The sequence below is a fragment of the Pseudomonas sp. HD57-3 genome, from assembly GCF_056113135.1.
On the sequence record NZ_CM148568.1, the window covers coordinates 5,762,273 to 5,783,576 of the forward strand.

General features: G+C 61.4%; 20 protein-coding genes. 5 read left to right on the top strand and 15 right to left on the bottom strand.

Going from position 1 to position 21,304, the window contains the following annotated elements:
• Positions 1 to 26 precede the first annotated feature (26 nt).
• Both pgeF and rluD read right to left on the bottom strand, forming a co-directional pair.
• Positions 27 to 776 (bottom strand): peptidoglycan editing factor PgeF, encoded by a 750-nt coding sequence (gene pgeF / locus AC0R79_RS26135; protein WP_474732270.1) that lies wholly within the window; start codon positions 774 to 776, stop codon positions 27 to 29.
• A complete protein-coding gene (gene rluD / locus AC0R79_RS26140) occupies positions 773 to 1,735 on the bottom strand; it encodes a 23S rRNA pseudouridine(1911/1915/1917) synthase RluD (RefSeq protein WP_007959567.1) in 963 nt (320 codons plus the stop codon). The genes pgeF and rluD overlap by 4 nt, the downstream gene beginning before the upstream one ends.
• Before the next feature lie 152 nt (positions 1,736 to 1,887).
• On the opposite strand from rluD, the gene AC0R79_RS26145 reads away from it, so the two are divergent.
• The 4 genes from AC0R79_RS26145 (at position 1,888) to AC0R79_RS26160 (ending at position 6,185) form a co-directional block, all read left to right on the top strand.
• Complete coding sequence (locus AC0R79_RS26145; RefSeq protein ID WP_127799984.1) at positions 1,888 to 2,904, top strand: outer membrane protein assembly factor BamD; 1,017 nt, start codon at positions 1,888 to 1,890, stop codon at positions 2,902 to 2,904.
• A gap of 125 nt (positions 2,905 to 3,029) precedes the next feature.
• A complete protein-coding gene (locus tag AC0R79_RS26150; RefSeq protein ID WP_262159847.1) occupies positions 3,030 to 3,263 on the top strand; it encodes a PP0621 family protein in 234 nt (77 codons plus the stop codon).
• Entirely contained in the window at positions 3,253 to 4,842 is a 1,590-nt protein-coding gene (locus AC0R79_RS26155; RefSeq protein ID WP_127800969.1) for a sensor histidine kinase, read from the top strand. The genes AC0R79_RS26150 and AC0R79_RS26155 overlap by 11 nt, the downstream gene beginning before the upstream one ends.
• On the top strand, positions 4,839 to 6,185 hold the full coding sequence (locus AC0R79_RS26160) for a sigma-54-dependent transcriptional regulator (protein WP_474732275.1): 1,347 nt from the start codon (positions 4,839 to 4,841) through the stop codon (positions 6,183 to 6,185). Before AC0R79_RS26155 ends, AC0R79_RS26160 begins: the two co-directional genes overlap by 4 nt.
• Before the next feature lie 59 nt (positions 6,186 to 6,244).
• On the opposite strand, the gene thiO is transcribed toward AC0R79_RS26160, so the two are convergent.
• From thiO to AC0R79_RS26195, 7 genes are read right to left on the bottom strand one after another with little or no spacing between them, the layout of a single operon-like run.
• Complete coding sequence (gene thiO, locus AC0R79_RS26165) at positions 6,245 to 7,345, bottom strand: glycine oxidase ThiO (protein WP_474732278.1); 1,101 nt, start codon at positions 7,343 to 7,345, stop codon at positions 6,245 to 6,247.
• A 57-nt stretch (positions 7,346 to 7,402) separates the two neighbouring features.
• The gene (locus tag AC0R79_RS26170; protein ID WP_085648738.1) at positions 7,403 to 7,804 is read right to left on the bottom strand and encodes a type IV pilin protein; all 402 of its coding nucleotides are present in this window, start codon (positions 7,802 to 7,804) and stop codon (positions 7,403 to 7,405) included.
• A 14-nt stretch (positions 7,805 to 7,818) separates the two neighbouring features.
• Positions 7,819 to 10,911, bottom strand: a complete 3,093-nt coding sequence (locus AC0R79_RS26175) for a pilus assembly protein (RefSeq protein ID WP_474732283.1) — start codon at positions 10,909 to 10,911, stop codon at positions 7,819 to 7,821.
• Positions 10,898 to 11,377: a pilus assembly PilX family protein gene (locus tag AC0R79_RS26180; protein WP_221534797.1), complete on the bottom strand. Its 480-nt coding sequence runs from the start codon at positions 11,375 to 11,377 to the stop codon at positions 10,898 to 10,900. Before AC0R79_RS26180 ends, AC0R79_RS26175 begins: the two co-directional genes overlap by 14 nt.
• Positions 11,378 to 11,387: 10 nt before the next feature.
• Positions 11,388 to 12,101 (bottom strand): PilW family protein, encoded by a 714-nt coding sequence (locus AC0R79_RS26185; RefSeq protein WP_127799994.1) that lies wholly within the window; start codon positions 12,099 to 12,101, stop codon positions 11,388 to 11,390.
• Positions 12,098 to 12,547 carry a type IV pilus modification protein PilV gene (gene pilV, locus AC0R79_RS26190; RefSeq protein ID WP_007959555.1) on the bottom strand — a complete coding sequence of 150 codons (450 nt, stop codon included), beginning with the start codon at positions 12,545 to 12,547 and terminating at the stop codon, positions 12,098 to 12,100. Before pilV ends, AC0R79_RS26185 begins: the two co-directional genes overlap by 4 nt.
• Complete coding sequence (locus tag AC0R79_RS26195) at positions 12,544 to 13,017, bottom strand: GspH/FimT family pseudopilin (RefSeq protein ID WP_085608696.1); 474 nt, start codon at positions 13,015 to 13,017, stop codon at positions 12,544 to 12,546. Before AC0R79_RS26195 ends, pilV begins: the two co-directional genes overlap by 4 nt.
• Positions 13,018 to 13,144: 127 nt before the next feature.
• On the opposite strand from AC0R79_RS26195, the gene AC0R79_RS26200 reads away from it, so the two are divergent.
• Positions 13,145 to 13,699 (top strand): GspH/FimT family pseudopilin, encoded by a 555-nt coding sequence (locus AC0R79_RS26200; protein ID WP_085608697.1) that lies wholly within the window; start codon positions 13,145 to 13,147, stop codon positions 13,697 to 13,699.
• Here AC0R79_RS26200 and ispH read toward each other — a convergent pair.
• The 6 genes from ispH to murJ all read right to left on the bottom strand — a co-directional run bounded on the left by ispH (position 13,671) and on the right by murJ (position 21,092).
• Positions 13,671 to 14,615: a 4-hydroxy-3-methylbut-2-enyl diphosphate reductase gene (ispH, locus tag AC0R79_RS26205; RefSeq protein ID WP_007959549.1), complete on the bottom strand. Its 945-nt coding sequence runs from the start codon at positions 14,613 to 14,615 to the stop codon at positions 13,671 to 13,673. The two genes, AC0R79_RS26200 and ispH, sit on opposite strands and share 29 nt — an antisense overlap.
• Before the next feature lie 75 nt (positions 14,616 to 14,690).
• On the bottom strand, positions 14,691 to 15,128 hold the full coding sequence (gene fkpB, locus AC0R79_RS26210) for an FKBP-type peptidyl-prolyl cis-trans isomerase (protein ID WP_170928297.1): 438 nt from the start codon (positions 15,126 to 15,128) through the stop codon (positions 14,691 to 14,693).
• A gap of 7 nt (positions 15,129 to 15,135) precedes the next feature.
• Positions 15,136 to 15,648: a signal peptidase II gene (lspA, locus tag AC0R79_RS26215; protein ID WP_085608698.1), complete on the bottom strand. Its 513-nt coding sequence runs from the start codon at positions 15,646 to 15,648 to the stop codon at positions 15,136 to 15,138.
• Positions 15,641 to 18,472 carry an isoleucine--tRNA ligase gene (gene ileS / locus AC0R79_RS26220; protein ID WP_474732290.1) on the bottom strand — a complete coding sequence of 944 codons (2,832 nt, stop codon included), beginning with the start codon at positions 18,470 to 18,472 and terminating at the stop codon, positions 15,641 to 15,643. Before ileS ends, lspA begins: the two co-directional genes overlap by 8 nt.
• 13 nt (positions 18,473 to 18,485) lie before the next feature.
• A complete protein-coding gene (ribF, locus tag AC0R79_RS26225) occupies positions 18,486 to 19,424 on the bottom strand; it encodes a bifunctional riboflavin kinase/FAD synthetase (RefSeq protein ID WP_474732293.1) in 939 nt (312 codons plus the stop codon).
• 129 nt (positions 19,425 to 19,553) lie between these two features.
• On the bottom strand, positions 19,554 to 21,092 hold the full coding sequence (murJ, locus tag AC0R79_RS26230) for a murein biosynthesis integral membrane protein MurJ (RefSeq protein WP_085608700.1): 1,539 nt from the start codon (positions 21,090 to 21,092) through the stop codon (positions 19,554 to 19,556).
• Between the last annotated feature and the right edge of the window lie 212 nt (positions 21,093 to 21,304).

A 21,304-nucleotide genomic window follows, 5' to 3' on the forward strand; every position in this document is an offset into this window, starting at 1 on the left:
ACGCAGCATGACGTAAACAGACGCCGTCAAAAAGAAACAGTATTTGTGAGGCTGGGCGCCTCAAGCCAGACAAGGGAGGCGAAGCGACCAGTGCGCGATGCACGGCGATAAGAGAAGAAGCGCGGATCGGTCACGGTACAGAAACCGCCACCATAAACAGCGGTGACACCGCGGACCGCCAGACGCAGACGCGCCAGCTTGTAGATGTCGGCCATGAACTTGCCGGCGTTGTGGCTCGGGACAAAGGCTGTCTCGGCTTCGGGCAATTGATTGATGAAGACTTCCCGGACTTCCGGGCCGACTTCAAAGGCTTGCGGGCCGATGGCCGGGCCGAGCCAGACCAGAACGTCTTCGGCGGGCACATCCAGACTGTCGAGTGTGGCTTCCAGCACCCCGGCCGCCAGCCCACGCCAACCGGCATGAGCCGCTGCCACGCGAGTACCGGCACGGTCGCAGAACAGCGCCGGCAGGCAGTCGGCAGTCATCGCCGCACACGCGATACCCGGTGTTGCCGTCCAGCTGGCATCCGCCGTGGCCACCACGGACGGATCCGCATGCGCCACGGCAATCCCGTGCACTTGCTGCAACCAGGCAGGCTTTATAGAGAATTGTTCGGTCAGGCGCCGACGGTTTTCGGCGACGGCCTCAGGGCGGTCATCGACGTGATCGCCCAGGTTGAGGCTGTCGAACGGCGCCTCGCTGACACCGCCCTCGCGGGTGGTGACACAGGCCTTGACGCTGGCCGGCGCGGGCCAGTCCGGCGTCAGCCAGTTCATCCGATGAATGCCTCGCGATCCTGCTTGAGCAGGGTCAGCAGCCACACCAGATCTTCCGGCAGCGGTGATTCCCAGCTCATGCGCTCACCGGTGGTCGGGTGATCCAGCTCAAGGAACCGCGCGTGCAGGGCCTGACGCGGGAAGTGCTTGAGGGATTCGACCATGGTCTGGCTCGCGGCCGGCGGAATGCGGAAACGACCGCCGTATGCCGGGTCGCCGACCAACGGGAAGTTGATGTGCGACATGTGCACGCGAATCTGGTGAGTACGACCGGTTTCCAGCTTCACCCGTACGTGGGTGTGGGAACGGAAGCGCTCCAGCACGCGGTAGTGGCTGACGGCAGGCTTGCCGCCTTCCATCACCGCCATGCGCTGACGCTGCTGGCCGTGGCGGCCGATCGGGGCATTGATCTTGCCACCGGCCGTCACCACGCCGATCACGATGCACTCGTAGATCCGGCTGACGCTGCGGCTTTGCAGCTGGGCGACCAGCTTGGTCTGCGCCTGAATGGTCTTGGCCACCACCATCAGACCGGTGGTGTCCTTGTCCAGACGATGCACGATACCGGCGCGCGGGACATTGATGATGTCCGGCACGTGGTGCAGCAAGGCGTTGAGCAAGGTGCCATCAGCGTGACCGGCAGCCGGGTGCACCACCAGGCCCGCAGGCTTGTTGATCACCAGAATGTCGTCGTCTTCATAGACGATGTCGAGTTCGATGTCCTGAGCGACCCATTCACCCTGGGCCTCCTGCTCGGCAGTGAGCTCAAGGATGGCACCGCCATGAACGATGTCGCGCGGGCGGATGACCGCCCCGTCCACAGTCAGGCGACCTTCTTTGATCCAGGCGGAAAGGCGCGAGCGCGAGTGCTCGGCGAAGAGTTGGGCGGCGACTTGATCGAGGCGTTGGCCGCCCAATTCGGACGGCACCTCTGCGCGAAGTTCAATTTTATCGGACATGCTCGGACTGGGCGTCGGCTACAGCCTTTGGTTTCGGCTGCGCGCTTGTGGTTAAATACGGCGTCTTTTGCCCCGGGGCTTTTCAACGGGGCGCTCATCATAACAGGACGGCCCCGCCCAAGACAGCGGCCGTCATAGGGACGCAAGCCGCCATGCAAGTGAAACACCTGCTGCTGATCGCCATCCTCGCATTGACCGCTGCTTGCTCATCGAAGGAAGTCGTAGACGAAAACCTGAGTGAAGCCGAGCTGTACCAGCAGGCTCAACAGGACTTGGACAACAACAGCTACACCAGCGCCACAGCCAAGCTGAAGGCTCTGGAGTCGCGTTATCCGTTCGGTCGCTACGCCGATCAGGCGCAGCTGGAACTGATCTACGCCAACTACAAGAACGCCGAGCCGGAAGCTGCAAAATCCGCTGCCGAGCGTTTCATTCGTCTGCATCCGCAGCACCCGAACGTCGATTACGCCTACTACCTGAAGGGTCTGACTTCGTTCGACCAGGACGTCGGCCTGCTGGCGCGCTTCCTGCCGCTGGACATGACCAAGCGTGACCCGGGTGCCGCCCGCGACTCCTACAACGAGTTCGCCCAGCTGACCAGCCGCTACCCGAACAGCCGCTACGCGCCGGACGCCAAGCAGCGCATGATCTACCTGCGCAACCTGCTGGCCGCCTACGAAATCCACGTGGCCGACTACTACCTGACCCGTCAGGCCTATGTTGCCGCTGCCAACCGTGGTCGTTATGTCGTGGAAAACTTCCAGGAAACCCCGTCGGTCGGTGACGGCCTGGCGGTGATGACCGAAGCCTACCAGCGTCTGCACCTGGACGATCTGGCGGCCACCAGCCTGGAAACCCTGAAGCTCAACTACCCGAACCACCCGACTCTGCAGGACGGCCAGTTCGTACCTCGCGTTGCCGAAGCCGACAACCGTTCGTTCCTGAGCAAGGCCACCTTGGGTCTGATCGAATCCCGTCCGCCGCTGCCGCCGGGAGAAACGCGCGCCAACCAGGACGTGCAGAAGCAGTTCCAGGACGCGAAAGACGCGATCCCGAACGAGCTCAAGCCAAAAGACGAAAACGGCGACGTGATCGAAGAGCCGGAACCGGAGTCGAGCGACAGCGACCGTTCCATCTTCAGCTACATGACCTTCGGTCTGTTCGACTGATCACTTCGGTGATGCCAAAAAGGGAGATCTTCGGATCTCCCTTTTTATTGCGGCGTGTGATTGGGCTGTGCGCTTGTCGGGTCCTTGGCTAAACTGCCGAATCATTAGCCGAAAAGCCGCCCATCATGCTTCGTTTACTGTTCTGGATTGCCTTGATCGCCGCTGCTGTCTGGTTGTGGCGCAAATTCAAGGCCCCCGCCACGTCCGCCCGATCGCCTCGCGAACAGGATGCCGCGCCGATGGTGCGTTGCGCCCATTGCGGCGTACACCTGCCCCGCGACCGCGCGCTGAACCTTCAACAACAGTGGTATTGCAGCCAGGCTCACCTTGAGCAAGGCCCCGGTTCCAGTGATCGCTGAGGCCGACAACGCCGACAGCAAACAGGCTCAGCGACTGCTGCGCCTCTATCATCTGTACCGTTTGAGTGTCGGCATCACGCTGGTGTTGCTGATCTCCAGCAACATGGACAACCGCCTGCTTAACTCGACCAACGACGAGTGGCTGCGCAATGGCAGCTGGTTGTACCTGGTGCTGAACATCCTGCTGGTGGTGTTCCTGGAGAACATCCGCCGCCCGGCCCAGTTGTTCGGCCTGGCACTGGTCGACATATTGCTGCTGTGCGGCGTGTTCTATGCGGCGGGCGGCGTGGCCAGCGCGATCGGCAACCTGCTGATCGTTTCGGTGGCCATCAGCAACACGTTGCTACGACGACGAATCGGCTTGCTGATCGCCGCCGTCGCCTCCCTCGGCATCGTCGGACTCAGCTTTCTGCTGAGTTTCAGCCATCCACTGAGCGCCAACGACTATCTGCAGGCCGGCACCCTCGGCGCCCTATGCTTCGCGGCGTCATTACTGGTGCAAGGGTTGATCCGCCGTCTCGAAGTCAGTGAGAACCTGGCCGAGCTGCGTGCCAGCGAAGTGGTGGGGCTCGAAGCCCTCAACGCGCTGATCCTGCAACGCATGCGCACCGGCATTCTAGTGCTCGACGAACAGCGCCGGGTGCAACTCGCCAATCACAGCGCCAAGACCCTGCTGGGCCAGACACACCTTGAAGGCGACTTGATCGACGACCACTCGAGCGCATTGGTCGAACGCCTGCAACTGTGGCTGAACAACCCGACCCTGCGCCCGCAAAGCCTGAAGATCGCCGGTAACGGCCTGGAGTTGCAGCCGAGTTTCATCGCCCTGGAACAGAGCCCGAACCGCCAGACCCTGGTATTTCTCGAAGACCTCGCCCAGATCGCCCAGCAGGCCCAGCAATTGAAACTGGCCGCGCTGGGCCGGTTGACCGCCGGTATCGCCCATGAAATCCGCAATCCGCTGGGGGCCATCAGTCATGCCGCGCAGCTGTTGCAGGAATCCGAGGAACTCGATGGCGCGGATCGGCGTCTGACGCAGATCATTCAAGACCACTCCCAGCGCATGAACCGAGTCATCGAAAACGTCCTGCAACTGTCCCGCCGCCAGCAGAGCGCACCGCAACGGCTGGATCTCAAACCGTGGCTGGAGCAGTTCGTCAGCGAGAGCCGCGAACAGGCCGGCGAGCGTCAGCACATTCACCTGCACATCGGCCCGGGGGATTTCCGCACCTTGATGGATCCCGGCCAGCTCACGCAGATTCTCGACAATCTGTTACGCAACGGCTGGCGCCACAGCGCCCTTTTGCACGATCCGGCCGAGGTCTGGCTGACGCTGTTGATCGACCCCGAAAGCACGCTGGCCGTGCTCGAGGTGCAGGACAACGGCCCCGGCGTGCCGCTGGATCAACAGGCTCACCTGTTCGAACCGTTCTTTACCACCAGCAGCCAGGGCACCGGCCTTGGGCTTTATCTGTCCCGTGAGCTGTGCGAAAGCAATCAAGCGCGCCTAGACTTCAAATCACGCCAAGGCGGCGGCTGCTTTCGCATCACCTTTGCTCACGGACGGAAACAAAGTTGAACACGAGCCCACGGCAAAAAATCCTCATCGTCGACGACGAGCCGGATATCCGCGAACTCCTGGAAATCACCCTGGGACGGATGAAACTCGACACCTTCAGCGCACGCAATCTCGCAGATGCCCAAGCGCTGCTGCACCGCGAGACCTTCGATCTGTGCCTGACCGACATGCGCCTGCCCGACGGCACCGGCCTGGAGCTGGTGCAGCACATTCAGCAACGTTATCCACAACTGCCGGTGGCGATGATCACCGCCTACGGCAGCCTGGAAACGGCAATCAACGCCCTGAAAGCCGGGGCTTTCGACTTCCTGACCAAACCGGTGGACCTGACGCGCCTGCGCGAGCTGGTCGGCTCGGCGTTGCGCATGCCGACGCCGGGCAATGTCTGCACTTCGATCGACCGGCGGTTGCTCGGCGACTCACCACCGATGCGCAATCTGCGCAAACAGATCGACAAACTGGCCCGCAGCCAGGCGCCGGTCTACATCAGCGGCGAGTCCGGCAGTGGCAAGGAGCTGGTGGCCCGATTGATTCATGAACAGGGCCCGCGCGCCAGCCAGCCATTCGTGCCGGTGAACTGCGGGGCGATTCCTTCAGAGTTGATGGAGAGCGAATTTTTCGGCCACCGCAAAGGCAGTTTCAGCGGCGCGGTGGAAGATAAACCGGGGCTGTTCCAGGCTGCTCACGGCGGCACGCTGTTTCTCGATGAAGTGGCGGATCTGCCGCTGCCGATGCAGGTCAAGCTGCTGCGGGCGATCCAGGAGAAAGCCGTGCGCAGCGTCGGCGGCCAACAGGAAACCGTGGTCGATGTTCGCATCCTCTGCGCGACACACAAGGACCTCGACGCTGAAGTGGCTGCCGAGCGTTTTCGTCAGGATCTGTATTACCGGTTGAACGTGATCGAACTGCGTGTGCCGTCCCTGCGCGAACGTCGCGAGGACATCGAAGCACTGGCCGGCCATATGCTCAAGCGCCTGGCCAATGGCACCGGGCAGCCGGCGGCACGTCTTCATCCCCATGCCCTCGAGGCGCTGAAAAACTACCGTTTCCCTGGCAACGTGCGGGAGCTGGAGAACGTGCTTGAACGGGCGCACACCCTGTGTGAAAACCGCATGATCGAGGCCGAGGATTTACGCCTGAGTGAAGGTAATGGCACCGCTGAAGGCGGCATTGCCGATCTCACGCAGATCGACAATTTGGAAGACTATCTGGAAAGCGTCGAGCGCAAACTGATTCTGCAGGCGCTGGAAGAAACCCGCTGGAATCGCACGGCGGCAGCGCAGCGGTTGAGTCTTTCGTTTCGCTCGATGCGCTACAGGCTGAAGAAACTGGGGCTGGATTAAGGGCCCCTTCGCGGGCAAGCCCGCGAAGGCGATTTGTCAGTCACCGGAAGAAAAACTGATTAGATCCGTCCAGCCGGTGCATACGGCGCCGGATCAATGATCGGCGCGCGCCCCAGCACCACATCGGCAAACAACTGACAGGACGCCGGCGCCAGCACCAGTCCGTTGCGGTAATGACCGCAGTTCAGCCACAGACCGTCAAACCCCGGAACCCGCCCAATATAAGGAATGCCTTCCGGTGAACCCGGTCGCAGCCCGGCCCAATGCCCCACCACTTCAGCATCGGCCAGCGCCGGCAACAACTCGACTGCCGAGGCCTTGAGGCTTTCCAGCGCGTTGTCCGTCGGGGTCTTGTCGAAACCTTCGTGCTCCAGCGTACTGCCGATCAGAATGTGCCCGTCGCGGCGCGGAATCGCATACCGCCCTTTGGCCAGCACCATGCTCGGCAGGAAATCCGCTGCGCACTTGTAGAGAATCATCTGGCCCTTGACCGGCTCCACTGGCAGCGACAGGTTCAAGGTCTTGAGCAGTTCGCCGCTCCACGCACCTGCGGTGAGAACGACCTGATCACCGGTGATCACACCCGTGGAGGTCTGCACGCCCACCACCCGCTCGCCATCACGGACAAACCCGCTGACTTCACACTGCTCATGAATCGTCACGTTCGGCAGCGCCTGCAACGCCGCTTTCAAAGACTTCACCAGCCGTGGATTGCGCACGTTGGCCACATCGGCCATGTAGATCGCCCGGGAAAAACCGCCACCGAGCACCGGCACCGCATCATGCGCCGCCGAGATATCCACAGCCCGCAGCGGACGGTTTTCCCGCGCAGCCCACGCCAGCGCTTCGGCTTCGTCATCCAGGTCCAGCCAGTACAGGCCGGTGGTGTGCACTTCGGGATCGACCCCGGTATCGGCAAAAAGGCGCTCACCCAGTTGTGGATAAAAGTCCTGCGACCAGTGCGCCAGCGCGGTGACGGCCGGGCTGTAGCGCCACGGGTACAGCGGAGAGACGATACCGCCGCCGGCCCAGGACGATTCCTGGCCGACGTTCGAACGATCCAGCAGCACCACGCTGCCGACCTCGGAGGCGAGGTTGTACGCAGTGAGCAGGCCAATCACCCCGCCACCGACAATCACCACTTGCTGTTGCCTGGTCATGTTTGATCCAACCGTAAAAAAGACAGTGGGCGCAAATGGCGCCCGAAATAAAGCGGCTCAGCGGCCCCAGCAATCCTTGGTGGTCAGCCCGGTGGTCGCGTTGTTCATGCTTCTGACACCGGTGTTGGTGAGGGTGAAATCCCCGCACTTGTCAGTGGCCATGGCCGTGCCGGTCTTACGGGTCGCGGTCAGCAGGAAGGTCTGATCGGTGATCGTCGGCGTGATGGTGTAGAAATCGTTGCCGGTGCTCAACCCGGTGACACCGGTGTAGACGTTGTTCTTCGAATAGAAGCGTTCGAGGATCTGTGCCTGTTCCGACAAAGTGCTGACCACGTCGGCACGGCGCCCCTTCTTCACGTATTCGGTGAGGCTCGGATAGCCGATGGTGATGACGATACCGATGATCGCAATCACGATCATGATTTCGATCAGGGTGAAACCTCGGTTGGATCTGCGCATGCCTCAACTCTCACTTACTGTATTTGTCGCCACATTATGCGACGGCTGCCGCCGCCGCCTTTTTCCACCAGTGTGGTGATGTTGCCACTGGATTCAGTCACAGGTTTGCCCGTCCCGGCGTTGATGATGGCGTTCAAGGTCGGGATGCCGCCGGTGAATATCACACCGCTGGAGATCGTGTCGCTGCTGTTGACCACGCCATCAGCGTTAGTGTCGAGCACCGCGTAGTTGAGCATCTTACCGTTGAACGCATCGAGTTCGACCAGTTTGCCTGTACCAAAACTCGCACAAGGATCGGTAGTGTCGACACTGGCCGTGGTAAACACGATGCGCCCGAGTACGATGCTGGCCTGATTGATCACCCGCTCGCCAGTGAGCACGTTGTTATATACCAGCGGCAGATACCAGCCCTTCTCCGTCGGATACGTCGTGTCGTTCTGAGTGGTGGTCAGGAACTGCCCGGAACTGCCGGAGAAAGATCCAGTAATCGCTTGCGCCTGCAGACTGCTGACCGTCAAATTCCCGGAACCGCCGTCGGCATCCCACACCGAATAGAACGCCTGCAAATCCTTGTTGGTCTTGTCAGCGGACTCGTTGAATTTACCGGTGCCGACGAAGATCTGTTTGCCGCCCAGAGCGTTGTCCGCCAGCAACGGTTGCGCGGTGATCGGCTGAGTAGCCCCGCCAGCAGTGGTGAACAACGGCTTGCCGGAAAACGCCACGCCCCAGCTGTCGGACGAGGTGGCGCTCAGGTCGAATTTCCACAACCGTCCCTTCAAGTCACCGCCATATGCGGCCTGCACAACGTTCTGCGAATTGACCCGCAGCTTCACCGAGGACAAACCGTTGGTGGTTTCCGTACTGTCGATAACGATTTTCTTGATCAGCGAGCCGTCACGCACATCCAGCACATACAGCGCCGCCACCCCGGAGTTGCTGCCGTAACCGTTGGCAATGAACGCCGCCCAGCGACCATCGGCCAAGCGTGCCACTTCCGGACGGGCGTAGGCGTAGCCCAGATCATTAAATGCGTTGGAAGTACTGGCGGTGGCCGGCGCGCTGACTTCCCACAAGGCTCGAATGACGTTGCCCGCCGAGGCGTCAAAAAGCTGGAGCCCGTAGAAAGTCTTGCCGCCGGCACCCGTACCGCCGATGGCCAGGGTTTTCCAGGCCGTGCCGAATTGCGCATCAAATACACCGAGCTGACCGTCCACCAGAAACTTGTGGCTGACGCCGTTGACGTAGTTCGGATCGGCAATCAGGCGCAAGGAGGGCAATACGCTGGACGGCATGTAGGCATAGCGCCGGGTACCGTTGGCCGAGTTGATGACGCTGACAAATCCGTCGTTGGCGTTCACCACCAGGCTGGCATTCATGTTCGAAGCCTTGGTGGTCAGGTAGGTGCTGTAAGTGGTGTCACCGGCCAGATCGGAAGCGGTTTTTTCCGTGGGTGAAGCCAATACGAGCGGCGAGTTGATGATGTCCCCGAGCAATACGCTGCGCACTTTGAGCCCGGTCTTGTTGGTGCCCTTGCTCCATTCGACCAGGTCGATGCCGCTGATGCCGACGGGTAAACCCTGGCTGAGAACGGTCTGCTGGGCCGGGGAGAAGTTGCCGTAGGCCAGCGTCACCGCCGCGTTGTTCAGGGAGTTCCACGACTGGTAGGTCGGCGCAGTGGCACCGGGCACGATGGCCGTGTCGGTGGTCCACAGCACGGCCGACGTATTGACCGCCCCGGCCGAGGTGAAGCCAAAGGACTTGATCGTGCCGCGCCAGTCTTTGGGGTCGTAGGTGGTTTGAAAAAAACTGCTGCTACCGGTCAGCGTGGTGCTGCTGGTCACACCCGCACCGCCGGAGCCGGCCTTGGAAGTGATATCGCTTAATGCCGAGGACAGTGCGGAATTGAGGCCGGCGCTGTCGGTCGCCTGGTAGTAGCGGCCCTGTCCGTAATCGGCGGCGTCCGAGAGCATGTCGTTGGAGGCAGTGAAACCCACGGTGTAGGTGTTCATGTTCTGCCTGGGAAAATCCACCGCATTCCAGCTCTTGCCCGCCGCGTCAGTGCCGGAGGAACGCATGTCGATGTCGAAGGCGAACTTGGCGATATCGTCCAGGTACAGCGTATCGCCCTCCCCGTCCCCGTTCAGGTTGTTCCCGTCATTGTTGATGCCGTCCCAGTTCGGCAAGCGGCTGCCACCCAGCGGATCGTTGCTCGGAAAGGTGCGGTCGTAGGTCGGCAAACCGTCGGTGATGACCACGCCGTAGTTTTTCTGGCAGCGATACTGGATCGGGCTGGTGTAAGTGCTCGGCGTGCTGTTGTAGTACGGCGCCATCCCGCGCATGTATCGAGTGATCTCGTAATAGGTCTCGGCCAGTGGCGTGTTGGCTACCGCACTCAGGCCGTTGATCGAGGAAATAAGTGCGTTGTAGTTGGTATCGGCCTGGGCCTGGGTCACGCTGCCGCTGACCGGTGACAGGTCGCTGATGGAGCGCGCAATGAAACCGCCGTTGCCGGGGTTGTTGCTGGTGGCCGGGTTGAAGGTGGCCAGGCCCATGCGCAGGTTGCGGTTGCTGGTGACCAGTGAGGTGGAAACGTTGCGCGCCACGTTGATCCGGTAATCGTTGGGAATCGCCCCGGTGGTGAAGTCGCGCGTGCCGTTGTTGATCGCCAAACCGACCACGTAGGAAATGTAATCCGCCGAATAACGGGTGTTGCCGCTGCCCACCGGATCCGGCAGCTTCAGGCAGAGCGGCGTCAGGCTGTTGTTGTAGAACGCATAGGCGCCGCCGGAGCAGCCGGAGGTTGGCAGGCTCGAGAGAAAGATCGTATCGCCGGTAATGGCGGTCGAGCTCAGGCACAGGCCGATGACCGCGTTGCACTGGCGGGCCGCCGTGCGATCCACGGTCGGATCAAATCCTGTCGCATAGATGATGCTGTTCATGCTGCCCGAGTCGTCGATCATCAACATCACGTTCGGGGACACCGCAGCCGCGCTCAACAGCGGCGAATCGGACGGCGTGAAGGCATACGCCGGCGCGGCCAGATAGAGCCCGGCCAGCATGCCGAGTAGCAGCGACAGCCACTTGAAGCGTCGCTCAATACTTCGCATAGACACTCTCCACCACACTGCGCGAAGTACCGGCGATGCCGACGGCCGTGACCCGGTACAAGGTCGCCGAGGTGTTGCTCGGCACGTTCACCGCCGTCAGGGTCGTGCCGATGTTTTGTACTCCGTAAAACCCGCTGCCAGCGGCGATCCAGGTCACGCCCGACGTGGAATTGAGCCCCGCCGCGCTGACCACCGAGGATTCCGCCGGCGGCGCACATTGAGTGGTGCTGGCGCACACCGCCAGCGCGTAACTATCCAGCTGCACCGCGCTTTCGCCGATGCGCAGCGCCGCCTCGGCAGTCTGGAACGATTGATTGCGCAGGCTCACGCTGCCAGCCATTTTTTCCTGCAGGTTGGCGCTTTGCATCGATGACAGGCCGATCAGCGTCAGGAGCAGCAGAAACACCAGACTGACCAGCAACACCATGCCGCCCTGGGACCGTCGTCGATGGAGAGAAACGTTCATCGCTCGCCCCTCACTGCAAGCGGTTGCGCAAGGCGGCAACCACGTTGAAGGTTTGATTGCGGACCCGATTGTTCGGGTCAGTGAGGGTCAGACTCAGGCGCACACTGCGGATCCGCGCCGGATCACCCGGGTTGGCGCTGTAGGTGGACGCCGCCACGTCGGTCGCGGAACTCGCCAGACCGAACATCACAGTGAACGCACTGACGTTATTCACCAGCACTTGCTGGGCCGGATTACCGCTGCCGGTGCCCATCAGAATCTGGTTGTTGCTGAAGCTGTAGATCAACCGACGGATCGGAAACGCGATCTGCCCCGTCGCCGCAGCCCGGGCACCGGTATAAGCGGTGGCGCTGTTGCGGCAATCTGAAACCACGGTCCAGGTCGGCGTCCCGCCCGCGCTGCCGACATCAGCGGTGACCAGGGTCAGCTTGAGGTTGGCGTTGTCCCAGCTGATCGGCGTGATCTGGGCCGCAGTGAAATCCCCCGTCGAGCTTGAATCGGTAATCGTGCCCAGGCAGCCGAACATACCCACCATGCGCAGCTCCTGGATCATCTTGCTCAGCACGAACCGTGCATCTTCCTGCATGGCTGCCGCGCTGTTCTGGCTGACGTAGGTGTTTTTCGCCGCCAGGAAAATCTGCACCACGCCGAGCACCACGATCAGCCCCAGCGCCAGGGCGACCAGCATTTCGATCAGGCCGAAGCCCAGGTTTTGGCGCTTCATGGCGTGGCCACCGGATCGACTGCGGCGCGGCTGGTCAGGACAAAGCTGCGGGGCGCACTGCTCGTATTGGCGGCGCGCGCGTCACTCCAGGTGATGGTGATGGTGTACACGCGCTGATTGAGGGTGATGCTGCCGGTGGCGGTCGGGCCGCCGAAATTGACGATGTTGGTGGTGAAGTCGTAGAGATCCTGATCCCGGGCGACACTCAGGTTGCCCGTGGTCGGCGGCGTGACGGTGTAGTCGGCGCCCGAATTGGCGCGGATCCGGTCCATCATGTCGTAGGCGATGAAACTCGCCTGGCTGGTCATGCGCGAGCTGTCGGTGTACTTCAGCGCATTGAGCTGAACCGCCGCCGCGCCCAGCAACCCGACCGTCAGAATCAACAACGCGACCAGCACTTCGATCAGCGTCATGCCCTCCTGTGCGTGCTTGCTCCCTGCCCTCATCCGCAACTTCCACCCAATTGAATTCGTCCGTTCAGACACACGTTCAGCGTCCTGCTTTGCGTTCCCAGCACATAACTGATGACCACCGCCGTGGACGGTGCCGCCAGTCCGCCCAGGTTGTTGAAATCCAGCGCGGTCACTCCAGAGGGTAGCGTCAGAGTCGCGCCGCTGCTCATCGCTGGAACAACCCGCAATACATTGGCCGGAGTGCCAGTACTGTCGTAGACCGACAGTTCGCCGGTCCAGACAGTGCCGCCGGCACTCGGCCGCAAGCGGGTAGTGACGCCCCGGTTGATCGCCTCGAGCCTTGCGTAATTGAGGGCCCGTTGCAGGTCGCCGACTTCGGTGTCGGCCTTGCTGCCCTGCACCGAACGGGTGAACGCCGGCACCGCCATCGTGATCAGGATCACAAACACCGCGAGCGCCACCAACAGCTCGATCAGCGTGAAACCTTTTGTACGATGATCCATCGATGCCCTCCGTTGCCGTCGGCTATACCTGTACAAACCTAGAACATTCGACCGGCATGCGCCGGTTGATTTACCGCGAACGGCGCACGGATTGCGCCGCTGTGCACAATCCAGGGAGGACGCGCACATGCCGCAACAGGGTTTCAGTCTGGTCGAACTGCTAATGGGACTGGCGATCGGCGCAATTGTTCTGTCGTTGGTCAGTCCGGCACTGGCGGACTTCACCGAATCAAACCGGCGGCAACAGGCCGCGCAGTCTTTGCTCGACGGGATTCGCAATGCCCGGACCATGGCCATCACGCGCAACCAGAGCGTGGTGATTCATGGCATCAACGGTGATTGGGGTCAGGGCTGGCGGATCATTCTGGATATCAGCGGAAAGGGATCGGGGGATGCCGATAATCCATTGCTGATCGAGCAGGCGAGTGACGGACGGATACCGATTGTCGGCAACTGGCTGGTGAGCCGGTACATACGCTTCAGCAGCCTGGGCCAACCACTGGTGCCGGACCGGAAGTTTCAGGCGGGGACGTTACATCTATGCTCGGCTCGCGAGCCGGTCAGCCAGCTTCAAGTTGTTCTGGCGGCGACCGGCCGCGTACGCCTGGCCAGTCAAAAGACTGAACAGGCGTTGTGCCGAAAGGATAAAGCGATCAGATCGAGCGAACGCGCAGCTCTTTAGGCATCGAGAACGTGATGTTCTCCTCACGCCCGGCCAGTTCATCGGCGCCGGTGGCGCCCCAGGCCTGCAACTGCTGGATCACGCCACGCACCAGGACTTCCGGAGCGGAGGCGCCGGCGGTGATGCCGATACGCTCGACACCGTCGAACCAGCTCTTTTGCAGGTCTTCGGCGCCATCGATCAGGTAGGCCGGCGTGGCCATGCGTTCGGCCAGCTCACGCAAGCGGTTGGAGTTGGAGCTGTTCGGGCTGCCCACTACCAACACCACGTCGCATTCGTCGGCCAGTTGCTTGACCGCGTCCTGACGGTTCTGGGTGGCGTAGCAGATATCGTCCTTGCGCGGCCCGCCAATGGCCGGGAAACGCGTACGCAGTGCATCGATGACCCGGCTGGTGTCATCCATGGACAGTGTGGTCTGGGTGACGAAAGCCAGTTTGTCCGGGTTATGTACCTGCAACTCGGCGACATCCTTCTCGTCTTCGACGAGGTAGATCGCGCCGCCATTGCTGGCGTCGTACTGGCCCATGGTGCCTTCGACTTCCGGGTGACCGGCGTGGCCGATCAGAATGCACTCGCGACCGTCGCGGCTGTATTTCGCGACTTCGATATGCACCTTGGTCACCAGCGGGCAGGTGGCGTCGAACACTTTCAGGCCACGGCCGGCGGCTTCGGTACGCACGGCTTGCGAGACGCCGTGGGCACTGAAGATCACGATCACGTCGTCCGGTACCTGATCGAGTTCCTCGACGAAGATTGCGCCACGACTGCGCAGGTCTTCGACCACGAACTTGTTGTGCACCACTTCATGACGCACATAGATCGGCGGCCCGAAGACCTCCAGGGCGCGGTTGACGATTTCGATCGCCCGGTCCACGCCGGCGCAGAAGCCACGGGGGTTGGCGAGTTTGATTTGCATGCGGTGCCTCGTGTCTTGCGCGCGAAAGATTGGATCATTACAGGAGCCGGTCAGCCGGCTCCTGCAGAACAGCAATTACAGCGCTTTGACGGAGAAGATTTCCACGTCAAAGGTCAGCGTCTTGCCGGCCAGCGGGTGGTTGAAGTCGACCGTCACTTGCGCGTCGTCGAACTCTTTCACCACACCCGGCAGCTCAGTATTGGCCGCATCGTTGAAGATCACCAGCAGACCCGGCGACAGCTCCATATCCGCAAACTGCGAACGCGGGATGATCTGTACGTTTTGCGGGTTCGGCTGGCCGAAAGCGTTTTCCGGCTCGACGGTCAGGGTACGCTTGTCGCCGGCCTTGAAACCGAACAGCGCCGCCTCGAAGCCTGGCAGCAGGTTGCCGTCGCCGACCTTGAAGGTCGCCGGTGCCTTGTCGAAAGTGCTGTCGACCGTGTCGCCGTTCTCCAGGCGCAATGCAAAGTGCAAGGTGACTTCCGTGTTCTGGCCGATGCGTTGCTCAGCCAATACCTGTTCAGTCATGAACGGTTTCTCCGGTTTTCTTACTTTTGAACATGTCCAGTGCCAGCATCACCGCGCCAACGGTGATGGCGCTGTCGGCGAAGTTGAAGGCTGGGAAGTGGTGGCGGTTTTGCCAGTGCACCAGAATGAAATCGATCACATGGCCGAGGGCAATGCGGTCATACAGATTGCCCAGCGCGCCGCCCAGCACCAACGCCAAAGCAACCGCCAGCCAAGTTTCGTTGCGCCCCAGACGCTTGAGCCAGACCACTAGCACCGCACTGACCACGATCGCGATCAGGGCGAACAGCCAGCGCTGCCAGCCAGAGCTGTCAGCCAGGAAGCTGAACGCCGCGCCGGTGTTGTAGGCCAAGGTCCAGCTAAAGTAATCGGGGATCACCACGATCTGCTGATACATCTCGAGCTTGCCTTCGAAGTAGAACTTGCTGGCCTGGTCAATGACCAGAACCAGCAAGCTCAACCAGAGCCAGCTCAGCCGTCCGAAACGGCCAACGGCATTAGGCATAGTGACGAACCTCGCCAGCGCCATCGATGTTGTCCACGCAACGGCCGCAGATTTCCGGATGCTCCGGGTTCACGCCAACGTCTTCGCGGCAGTGCCAGCAACGGGCGCATTTCGGGAAGGCGGATTTGACGATCTTCAGCTTCAGGCCGCTGACTTCGGTGGCCACAGCGTCGGCCGGAGCCTGCACGAACGGCGCAACAGTGGCCGTCGAGGTGATCAGGACAAAGCGCAGCTCGTTGCTCAGCTTGGCCAGGTCGGCGGTCAGCGCGTCTTCGGCGAACAGCGTCACTTCGGCTTGCAGGTTGCCACCGACGGCCTTGGCCGCGCGCTGGATTTCCATTTCCTTGTTGACCGCCACCTTCACTTCCATGATGCGATCCCAGTACTCGCGACCCAGCTCGAAGCCTTCCGGCAACTCGGTCAGGCCTTCGTACCAGGTGTTGAGCATCACCGATTCGTTGCGCTCGCCCGGCAGGTATTGCCACAGCTCGTCAGCGGTGAACGCCAGGATCGGCGCGATCCAGCGCACCAGCGCTTCGGAGATGTGGAACAGCGCGGTCTGGCACGAACGACGGGCCTTGCTGTCGGCGCCGGTGGTGTACTGGCGATCCTTGATGATGTCCAGATAGAAACCACCCAGCTCCTGCACGCAGAAGTTGTGGATCTTCGAGTAGACGTTCCAGAAACGGTATTCGCCGTAGTGCTCTTGCAGCTCGCGTTGCAGCAGCAGGGTGCGATCCACCGCCCAGCGATCCAGCGCCAGCATGTCTTCGGCCGGCAGCAGGTCGGTGGCCGGGTTGAAACCGGTCAGGTTGGAAAGCAGAAAGCGTGCGGTGTTACGGATACGACGGTAGGCGTCCGCACTGCGCTGCAGGATCTGCTCGGACACGGCCATTTCGCCGGAGTAGTCGGTCGACGCGACCCACAGACGCATGATGTCGGCGCCCAGGGTGTCGTTGACTTTCTGCGGCGCGATCACGTTGCCCAGGGACTTGGACATCTTGCGGCCGGACTCGTCCACGGTGAAACCGTGGGTCAGCAGCTCGCGGTACGGCGCGTGGTTGTCGATGGCGCAACCGGTCAGCAAGGACGAGTGGAACCAGCCACGGTGCTGGTCCGAACCTTCCAGGTACAGGTCGGCACGCGGGCCGGTCTCGTGGCCCATCGGGTGCGAACCGCGCAGGACGTGCCAGTGCGTGGTGCCCGAGTCGAACCAGACGTCGAGGGTGTCGCTGATCTTGTCGTACTGCGGCGCTTCATCGCCCAGCAGTTCGGCAGCGTCGAGTTTGAACCAGGCTTCGATTCCTTCGACTTCGACACGTTTGGCGACTTCTTCCATCAGCTCGACGGTGCGTGGGTGCAGCTCGCCGCTTTCCTTGTTCAGGAAGAACGGGATCGGCACGCCCCAGTTGCGCTGACGGGAGATGCACCAGTCCGGACGGTTGGCGATCATCGAGTGCAGGCGCGCCTGGCCCCAGGCCGGGACGAACTTGGTGTCTTCGATGGCTTTGAGCGAGCGTACGCGCAGGGTGTCGCCGCTGACCGGCTCCTTGTCCATGCCGATGAACCACTGCGCGGTGGCGCGGTAGATCAGCGGGGTCTTGTGGCGCCAGCAGTGCATGTAGCTGTGTTCGATGACGGTGGTGTGCAGCAGCGCACCGACCTCGGTCAGTTTTTCGACGATGGCCGGGTTGGCCTTCCAGATGAACTGGCCGCCGAAGAACTCCAGCGACGGCACGTAGACGCCGTTGCTCTGTACCGGGTTGAGGATGTCGTCGTTGACCATGCCGTACTTCTTGCAGGTCACGAAGTCGTCCACGCCGTAGGCCGGGGCGGAGTGAACCACGCCGGTGCCGGCGCCCAGTTCCACGTAGTCGGCCAGGTACACCGGCGACAGACGGTCATAGAACGGGTGGCGGAAATTGATCAGTTCCAGCGCCGAACCCGGTGCTGTTGCCAATACGGTGCCTTCGACGCCGTAACGGGTCAGGCAGGATTCGACCAGCTCTTCAGCCAGCACCAGCAGCTTGTCGCCGATGTCGACCAGCGCGTAGGTGAATTCCGGGTGAACGTTCAGCGCCTGGTTGGCCGGGATGGTCCACGGGGTGGTGGTCCAGATCACGATCGAGGCCGGTTTGCCCAGCGACGGCAGACCGAACGCGGCGGCCAGTTTGGCCTCGTCAGCGATCGGGAAGGCAACGTCGATGGTCGAGGACTTCTTGTTCTCGTACTCGACTTCCGCCTCGGCCAGGGCCGAACCGCAATCGAAGCACCAGTTCACAGGCTTCAGGCCCTTGAACACGAAACCGCCCTTGACGATTTCGGCGAGAGCGCGGATTTCACCGGCCTCGTTCTTGAAGTCCATGGTCTTGTACGGGTTGGCGAAGTCGCCCAGCACGCCGAGGCGGATGAACTCGGTCTTCTGCCCTTCGATCTGCTCGGTGGCGTAGGCACGGCACAGTTCGCGGGTCTTGTCCGCGCCCAGGTTCTTGCCGTGGGTCACTTCAACCTTGTGCTCGATCGGCAGGCCGTGGCAATCCCAGCCCGGGACATACGGCGCGTCGAAGCCCGACAGGGTCTTCGAGCGGATGATCATGTCCTTGAGAATCTTGTTCAGTGCGTGACCGATGTGGATCGTACCGTTGGCGTACGGAGGGCCGTCGTGCAGGACGAACTTCGGACGATCCTTGCCAATCTCGCGCAACTTTCCGTACAGGCCAATACTGTCCCAGCGCTGCAGGATCTGCGGTTCGCGCTGTGGCAGGCCGGCCTTCATTGGGAAGGCGGTGTCCGGAAGGTTTAGCGTGGCTTTATAGTCGGTCATTTAAGGCTCTTCATTAGCGATGGGCGCTAGGTGCGGCTAGTGCACGGGCGGCGGCGACATCCGCGCTGATCGCCGTTTTCAATGCCTCCAGGGAGGCGAAACGCTGCTCTTCACGCAGCTTCTGGTGGAAAACCACCGTCAAACGCCGGTCATACAGATCGCCGGCAAAATCTAAAAGATAAACTTCAAGGTGGGCCTTGCCATCACCTTGCACCGTGGGCCGCACGCCGATATTGGCGACGCCGGGCCAGGTCTTGCCGTCGATGTCGACATCGACCAGGTAAACCCCGGTGAACGGCACGCGACGGCGTTTCAGTTGAATGTTCGCCGTGGGCGTACCCAACTGGCGAGCCAGCTTCTGGCCATGCAGCACGCGACCGGCAATCCGGTACGGGCGACCGAGTAGACGCTCAGCCAAAGCAAAATCGGCGGCGGCCAACGCGTTGCGCACCTGGGTGCTGCTGACGCGAATGCCGTCCAGCTCGACGGTTTGCGCGGCTTCCACGGTAAAGCCGTGGACCTGCCCGGCCTGCAAAAGGAAATCGAAATCGCCGAGGCGGTCGCAACCGAAGCGGAAATCGTCACCGACCTCCAGATGCTGCACGCCGAGGCCATCGACCAGGATGGTATCGACGAATTCGCTGGCGCTGAGCTTGCTCAAGCGCTGGTTGAAGGCCAGGCACAGAACCCGGTCGACACCTTCGGCGGCCAGCAGTTGCAGTTTGTCGCGCAACCGGGCCAGACGCGCCGGCGCGGTCTCCGGGGCGAAGAATTCCCGTGGCTGCGGCTCGAAAATCACCACGCAGCTGGGTACGCCCAACTCGAGCGCACGCTCACGCAGTCGGGCCAGAATGGCCTGGTGACCACGGTGAACACCGTCAAAGTTGCCAATAGTGGCGACGCAGCCCCGATGCTGGGGGCGCAGATTGTGGAGGCCTCGAACCAGCTGCATAACGCGCTTCTTGCTCATAAAGTGGCCGATTATAACCACACCCGACGGCCGACGACAGGCAACACCGTAACCCAAAGTGATCGAGCCGACAAAACTGCCGGCTCGCGCCCGTTTTTCAGGGAAAAAACCTCAGCTCAACGCCTTGCGATTGAAGTCGCGCAGGCGGAAACCGAGTAGCAGCAACATGCCGAAATAAGCAATCACGCCGGCAACCACCAAGGCGCCCAAGCGCAGGAAGCGCTCCAGCATGTGGCCCTGATCCCACGCGGGCATGAAATGCATGCCGATCAACAGCACCGCCGACATCACCGCCACCGCAACCACCAGCTTGAAACCGAACTTCAGCCAGCCCGGTTGCGGTTGATACATCTGCTGCTTACGCAGTTGATAGAACAGCAGCCCGGCGTTCAAGCAGGCACCGGCGCTGATCGCCAGTGCCAGCCCGGCGTGGGCTAGCGGACCGATCAACACCAGGTTGAACAACTGAGTGACCACCAGGGTGAAGATTGCGATTTTTACCGGCGTACGGATGTTCTGTTGCGCATAAAAGCCTGGCGCCAGCACTTTGATCACAATAATCCCGAGCAGACCGACAGAATAGGCAATCAACGCCCGCTGAGTCATCTCGGCGTCAAACCCGCTGAACTGGCCGTACTGGAATAGCGAAACCGTCAACGGCTCGGCCAGGATCCCCAGCGCCAGTGCACATGGCAACACCAGTACGAAGCACAGGCGCAGGCCCCAGTCGAGAATCCGCGAATATTCGTGACGATCCTTGCTGGCGTAAGTCTTGGCCAATGTCGGCAGCAGGATTGTGCCCAGCGCCACACCCAGCACACCGGACGGCAACTCCATGAGACGGTCGGCGTAATACATCCACGACACCGAGCCCGCCACCAGGAACGAGGCGAAAATGGTGTTGATGATCAGGGAAATCTGGCTGACCGAGACGCCGATGATCGCCGGCAACATCTGTTTCATCACCCGCCAGACACCGGTATCGCGCAGATTCAGGCGCGGCAGCACCAGCATGCCTATCTTTTTCAGGTGCGGCAGTTGATAGAGCAACTGCGCCAGGCCACCCACCAGCACCGCCCAGCCAAGCGCCATGACCGGCGGATCGAAGTACGGCGTCAGGAACAGCGAAAACACGATCATGCTGACGTTGAGCAGGGTCGGCACGAATGCCGGCACCGAGAAACGGTTCCAGGTATTGAGGATCGCCCCCGCCAGCGAAGACAGGGAGATCAGCAATATATAGGGGAAGGTCACTCGCAGCAGGTCGGAGGTCAGCTGGAATTTTTCCGGCGTATCGGTAAAACCCGGGGCCGTGGCCCAGATCACCCAGGGCGCGGCGATCATGCCCAGCGCGGTGACCAGCGCCAGTACCAGCGTCAACAGGCCGGAAACGTAGGCAATAAAGGTGCGGGTCGCCTCTTCGCCCTTCTGGCTTTTATATTCGGCCAGGATCGGCACAAAAGCCTGGGAAAACGCCCCCTCGGCGAAGATCCTGCGCAGCAGATTGGGCAGTTTGAAGGCGATAAAGAAGGCGTCGGTCGCCATTCCGGCGCCGAAAGTGCGGGCGATGAGCGTGTCGCGAACAAACCCGAGAATCCGGGAAAGCATCGTGATAGAGCTGACGGCGGCCAACGATTTGAGCAGATTCATTGAAGGAATGTGTGCCTGTCGATAAACAGCAGGCGAATAACGCGCCCACTTGTGCGATACTCCGCGCCGCAACAGCACAGAGCCAAAGCTCGCGAGTTTACAGGTCAAGCGCCGGAAATAAATATCCCGCCTCTTTATACCTACCACTTAGCGGAACGTCTCAAGCGCCCTTGACAAGACATCTCTTCATCGGCATGATTCGCGGCCTATTT

What these genes read in the sequence shown, in the direction of transcription:
- pilV (WP_007959555.1), bottom strand. Translation starts at nt 12,547, where the DNA reads ATGAGGGCAGGGAGCAAGCACGCACAGGAGGGCATGACGCTGATCGAA.
- lspA (WP_085608698.1), bottom strand. Translation starts at nt 15,648, where the DNA reads ATGCCTAATGCCGTTGGCCGTTTCGGACGGCTGAGCTGGCTCTGGTTG.
- AC0R79_RS26185 (WP_127799994.1), bottom strand. Translation starts at nt 12,101, where the DNA reads ATGAAGCGCCAAAACCTGGGCTTCGGCCTGATCGAAATGCTGGTCGCC.
- rluD (WP_007959567.1), bottom strand. Translation starts at nt 1,735, where the DNA reads ATGTCCGATAAAATTGAACTTCGCGCAGAGGTGCCGTCCGAATTGGGC.
- AC0R79_RS26175 (WP_474732283.1), bottom strand. Translation starts at nt 10,911, where the DNA reads ATGCGAAGTATTGAGCGACGCTTCAAGTGGCTGTCGCTGCTACTCGGC.
- AC0R79_RS26170 (WP_085648738.1), bottom strand. Translation starts at nt 7,804, where the DNA reads ATGCGCAGATCCAACCGAGGTTTCACCCTGATCGAAATCATGATCGTG.
- pgeF (WP_474732270.1), bottom strand. Translation starts at nt 776, where the DNA reads ATGAACTGGCTGACGCCGGACTGGCCCGCGCCGGCCAGCGTCAAGGCC.
- AC0R79_RS26195 (WP_085608696.1), bottom strand. Translation starts at nt 13,017, where the DNA reads ATGGATCATCGTACAAAAGGTTTCACGCTGATCGAGCTGTTGGTGGCG.
- ileS (WP_474732290.1), bottom strand. Translation starts at nt 18,472, where the DNA reads ATGACCGACTATAAAGCCACGCTAAACCTTCCGGACACCGCCTTCCCA.
- AC0R79_RS26200 (WP_085608697.1), top strand. Translation starts at nt 13,145, where the DNA reads ATGCCGCAACAGGGTTTCAGTCTGGTCGAACTGCTAATGGGACTGGCG.
- thiO (WP_474732278.1), bottom strand. Translation starts at nt 7,345, where the DNA reads ATGACCAGGCAACAGCAAGTGGTGATTGTCGGTGGCGGGGTGATTGGC.
- AC0R79_RS26150 (WP_262159847.1), top strand. Translation starts at nt 3,030, where the DNA reads ATGCTTCGTTTACTGTTCTGGATTGCCTTGATCGCCGCTGCTGTCTGG.
- murJ (WP_085608700.1), bottom strand. Translation starts at nt 21,092, where the DNA reads ATGAATCTGCTCAAATCGTTGGCCGCCGTCAGCTCTATCACGATGCTT.
- ispH (WP_007959549.1), bottom strand. Translation starts at nt 14,615, where the DNA reads ATGCAAATCAAACTCGCCAACCCCCGTGGCTTCTGCGCCGGCGTGGAC.
- ribF (WP_474732293.1), bottom strand. Translation starts at nt 19,424, where the DNA reads ATGCAGCTGGTTCGAGGCCTCCACAATCTGCGCCCCCAGCATCGGGGC.
- AC0R79_RS26180 (WP_221534797.1), bottom strand. Translation starts at nt 11,377, where the DNA reads ATGAACGTTTCTCTCCATCGACGACGGTCCCAGGGCGGCATGGTGTTG.
- AC0R79_RS26145 (WP_127799984.1), top strand. Translation starts at nt 1,888, where the DNA reads ATGCAAGTGAAACACCTGCTGCTGATCGCCATCCTCGCATTGACCGCT.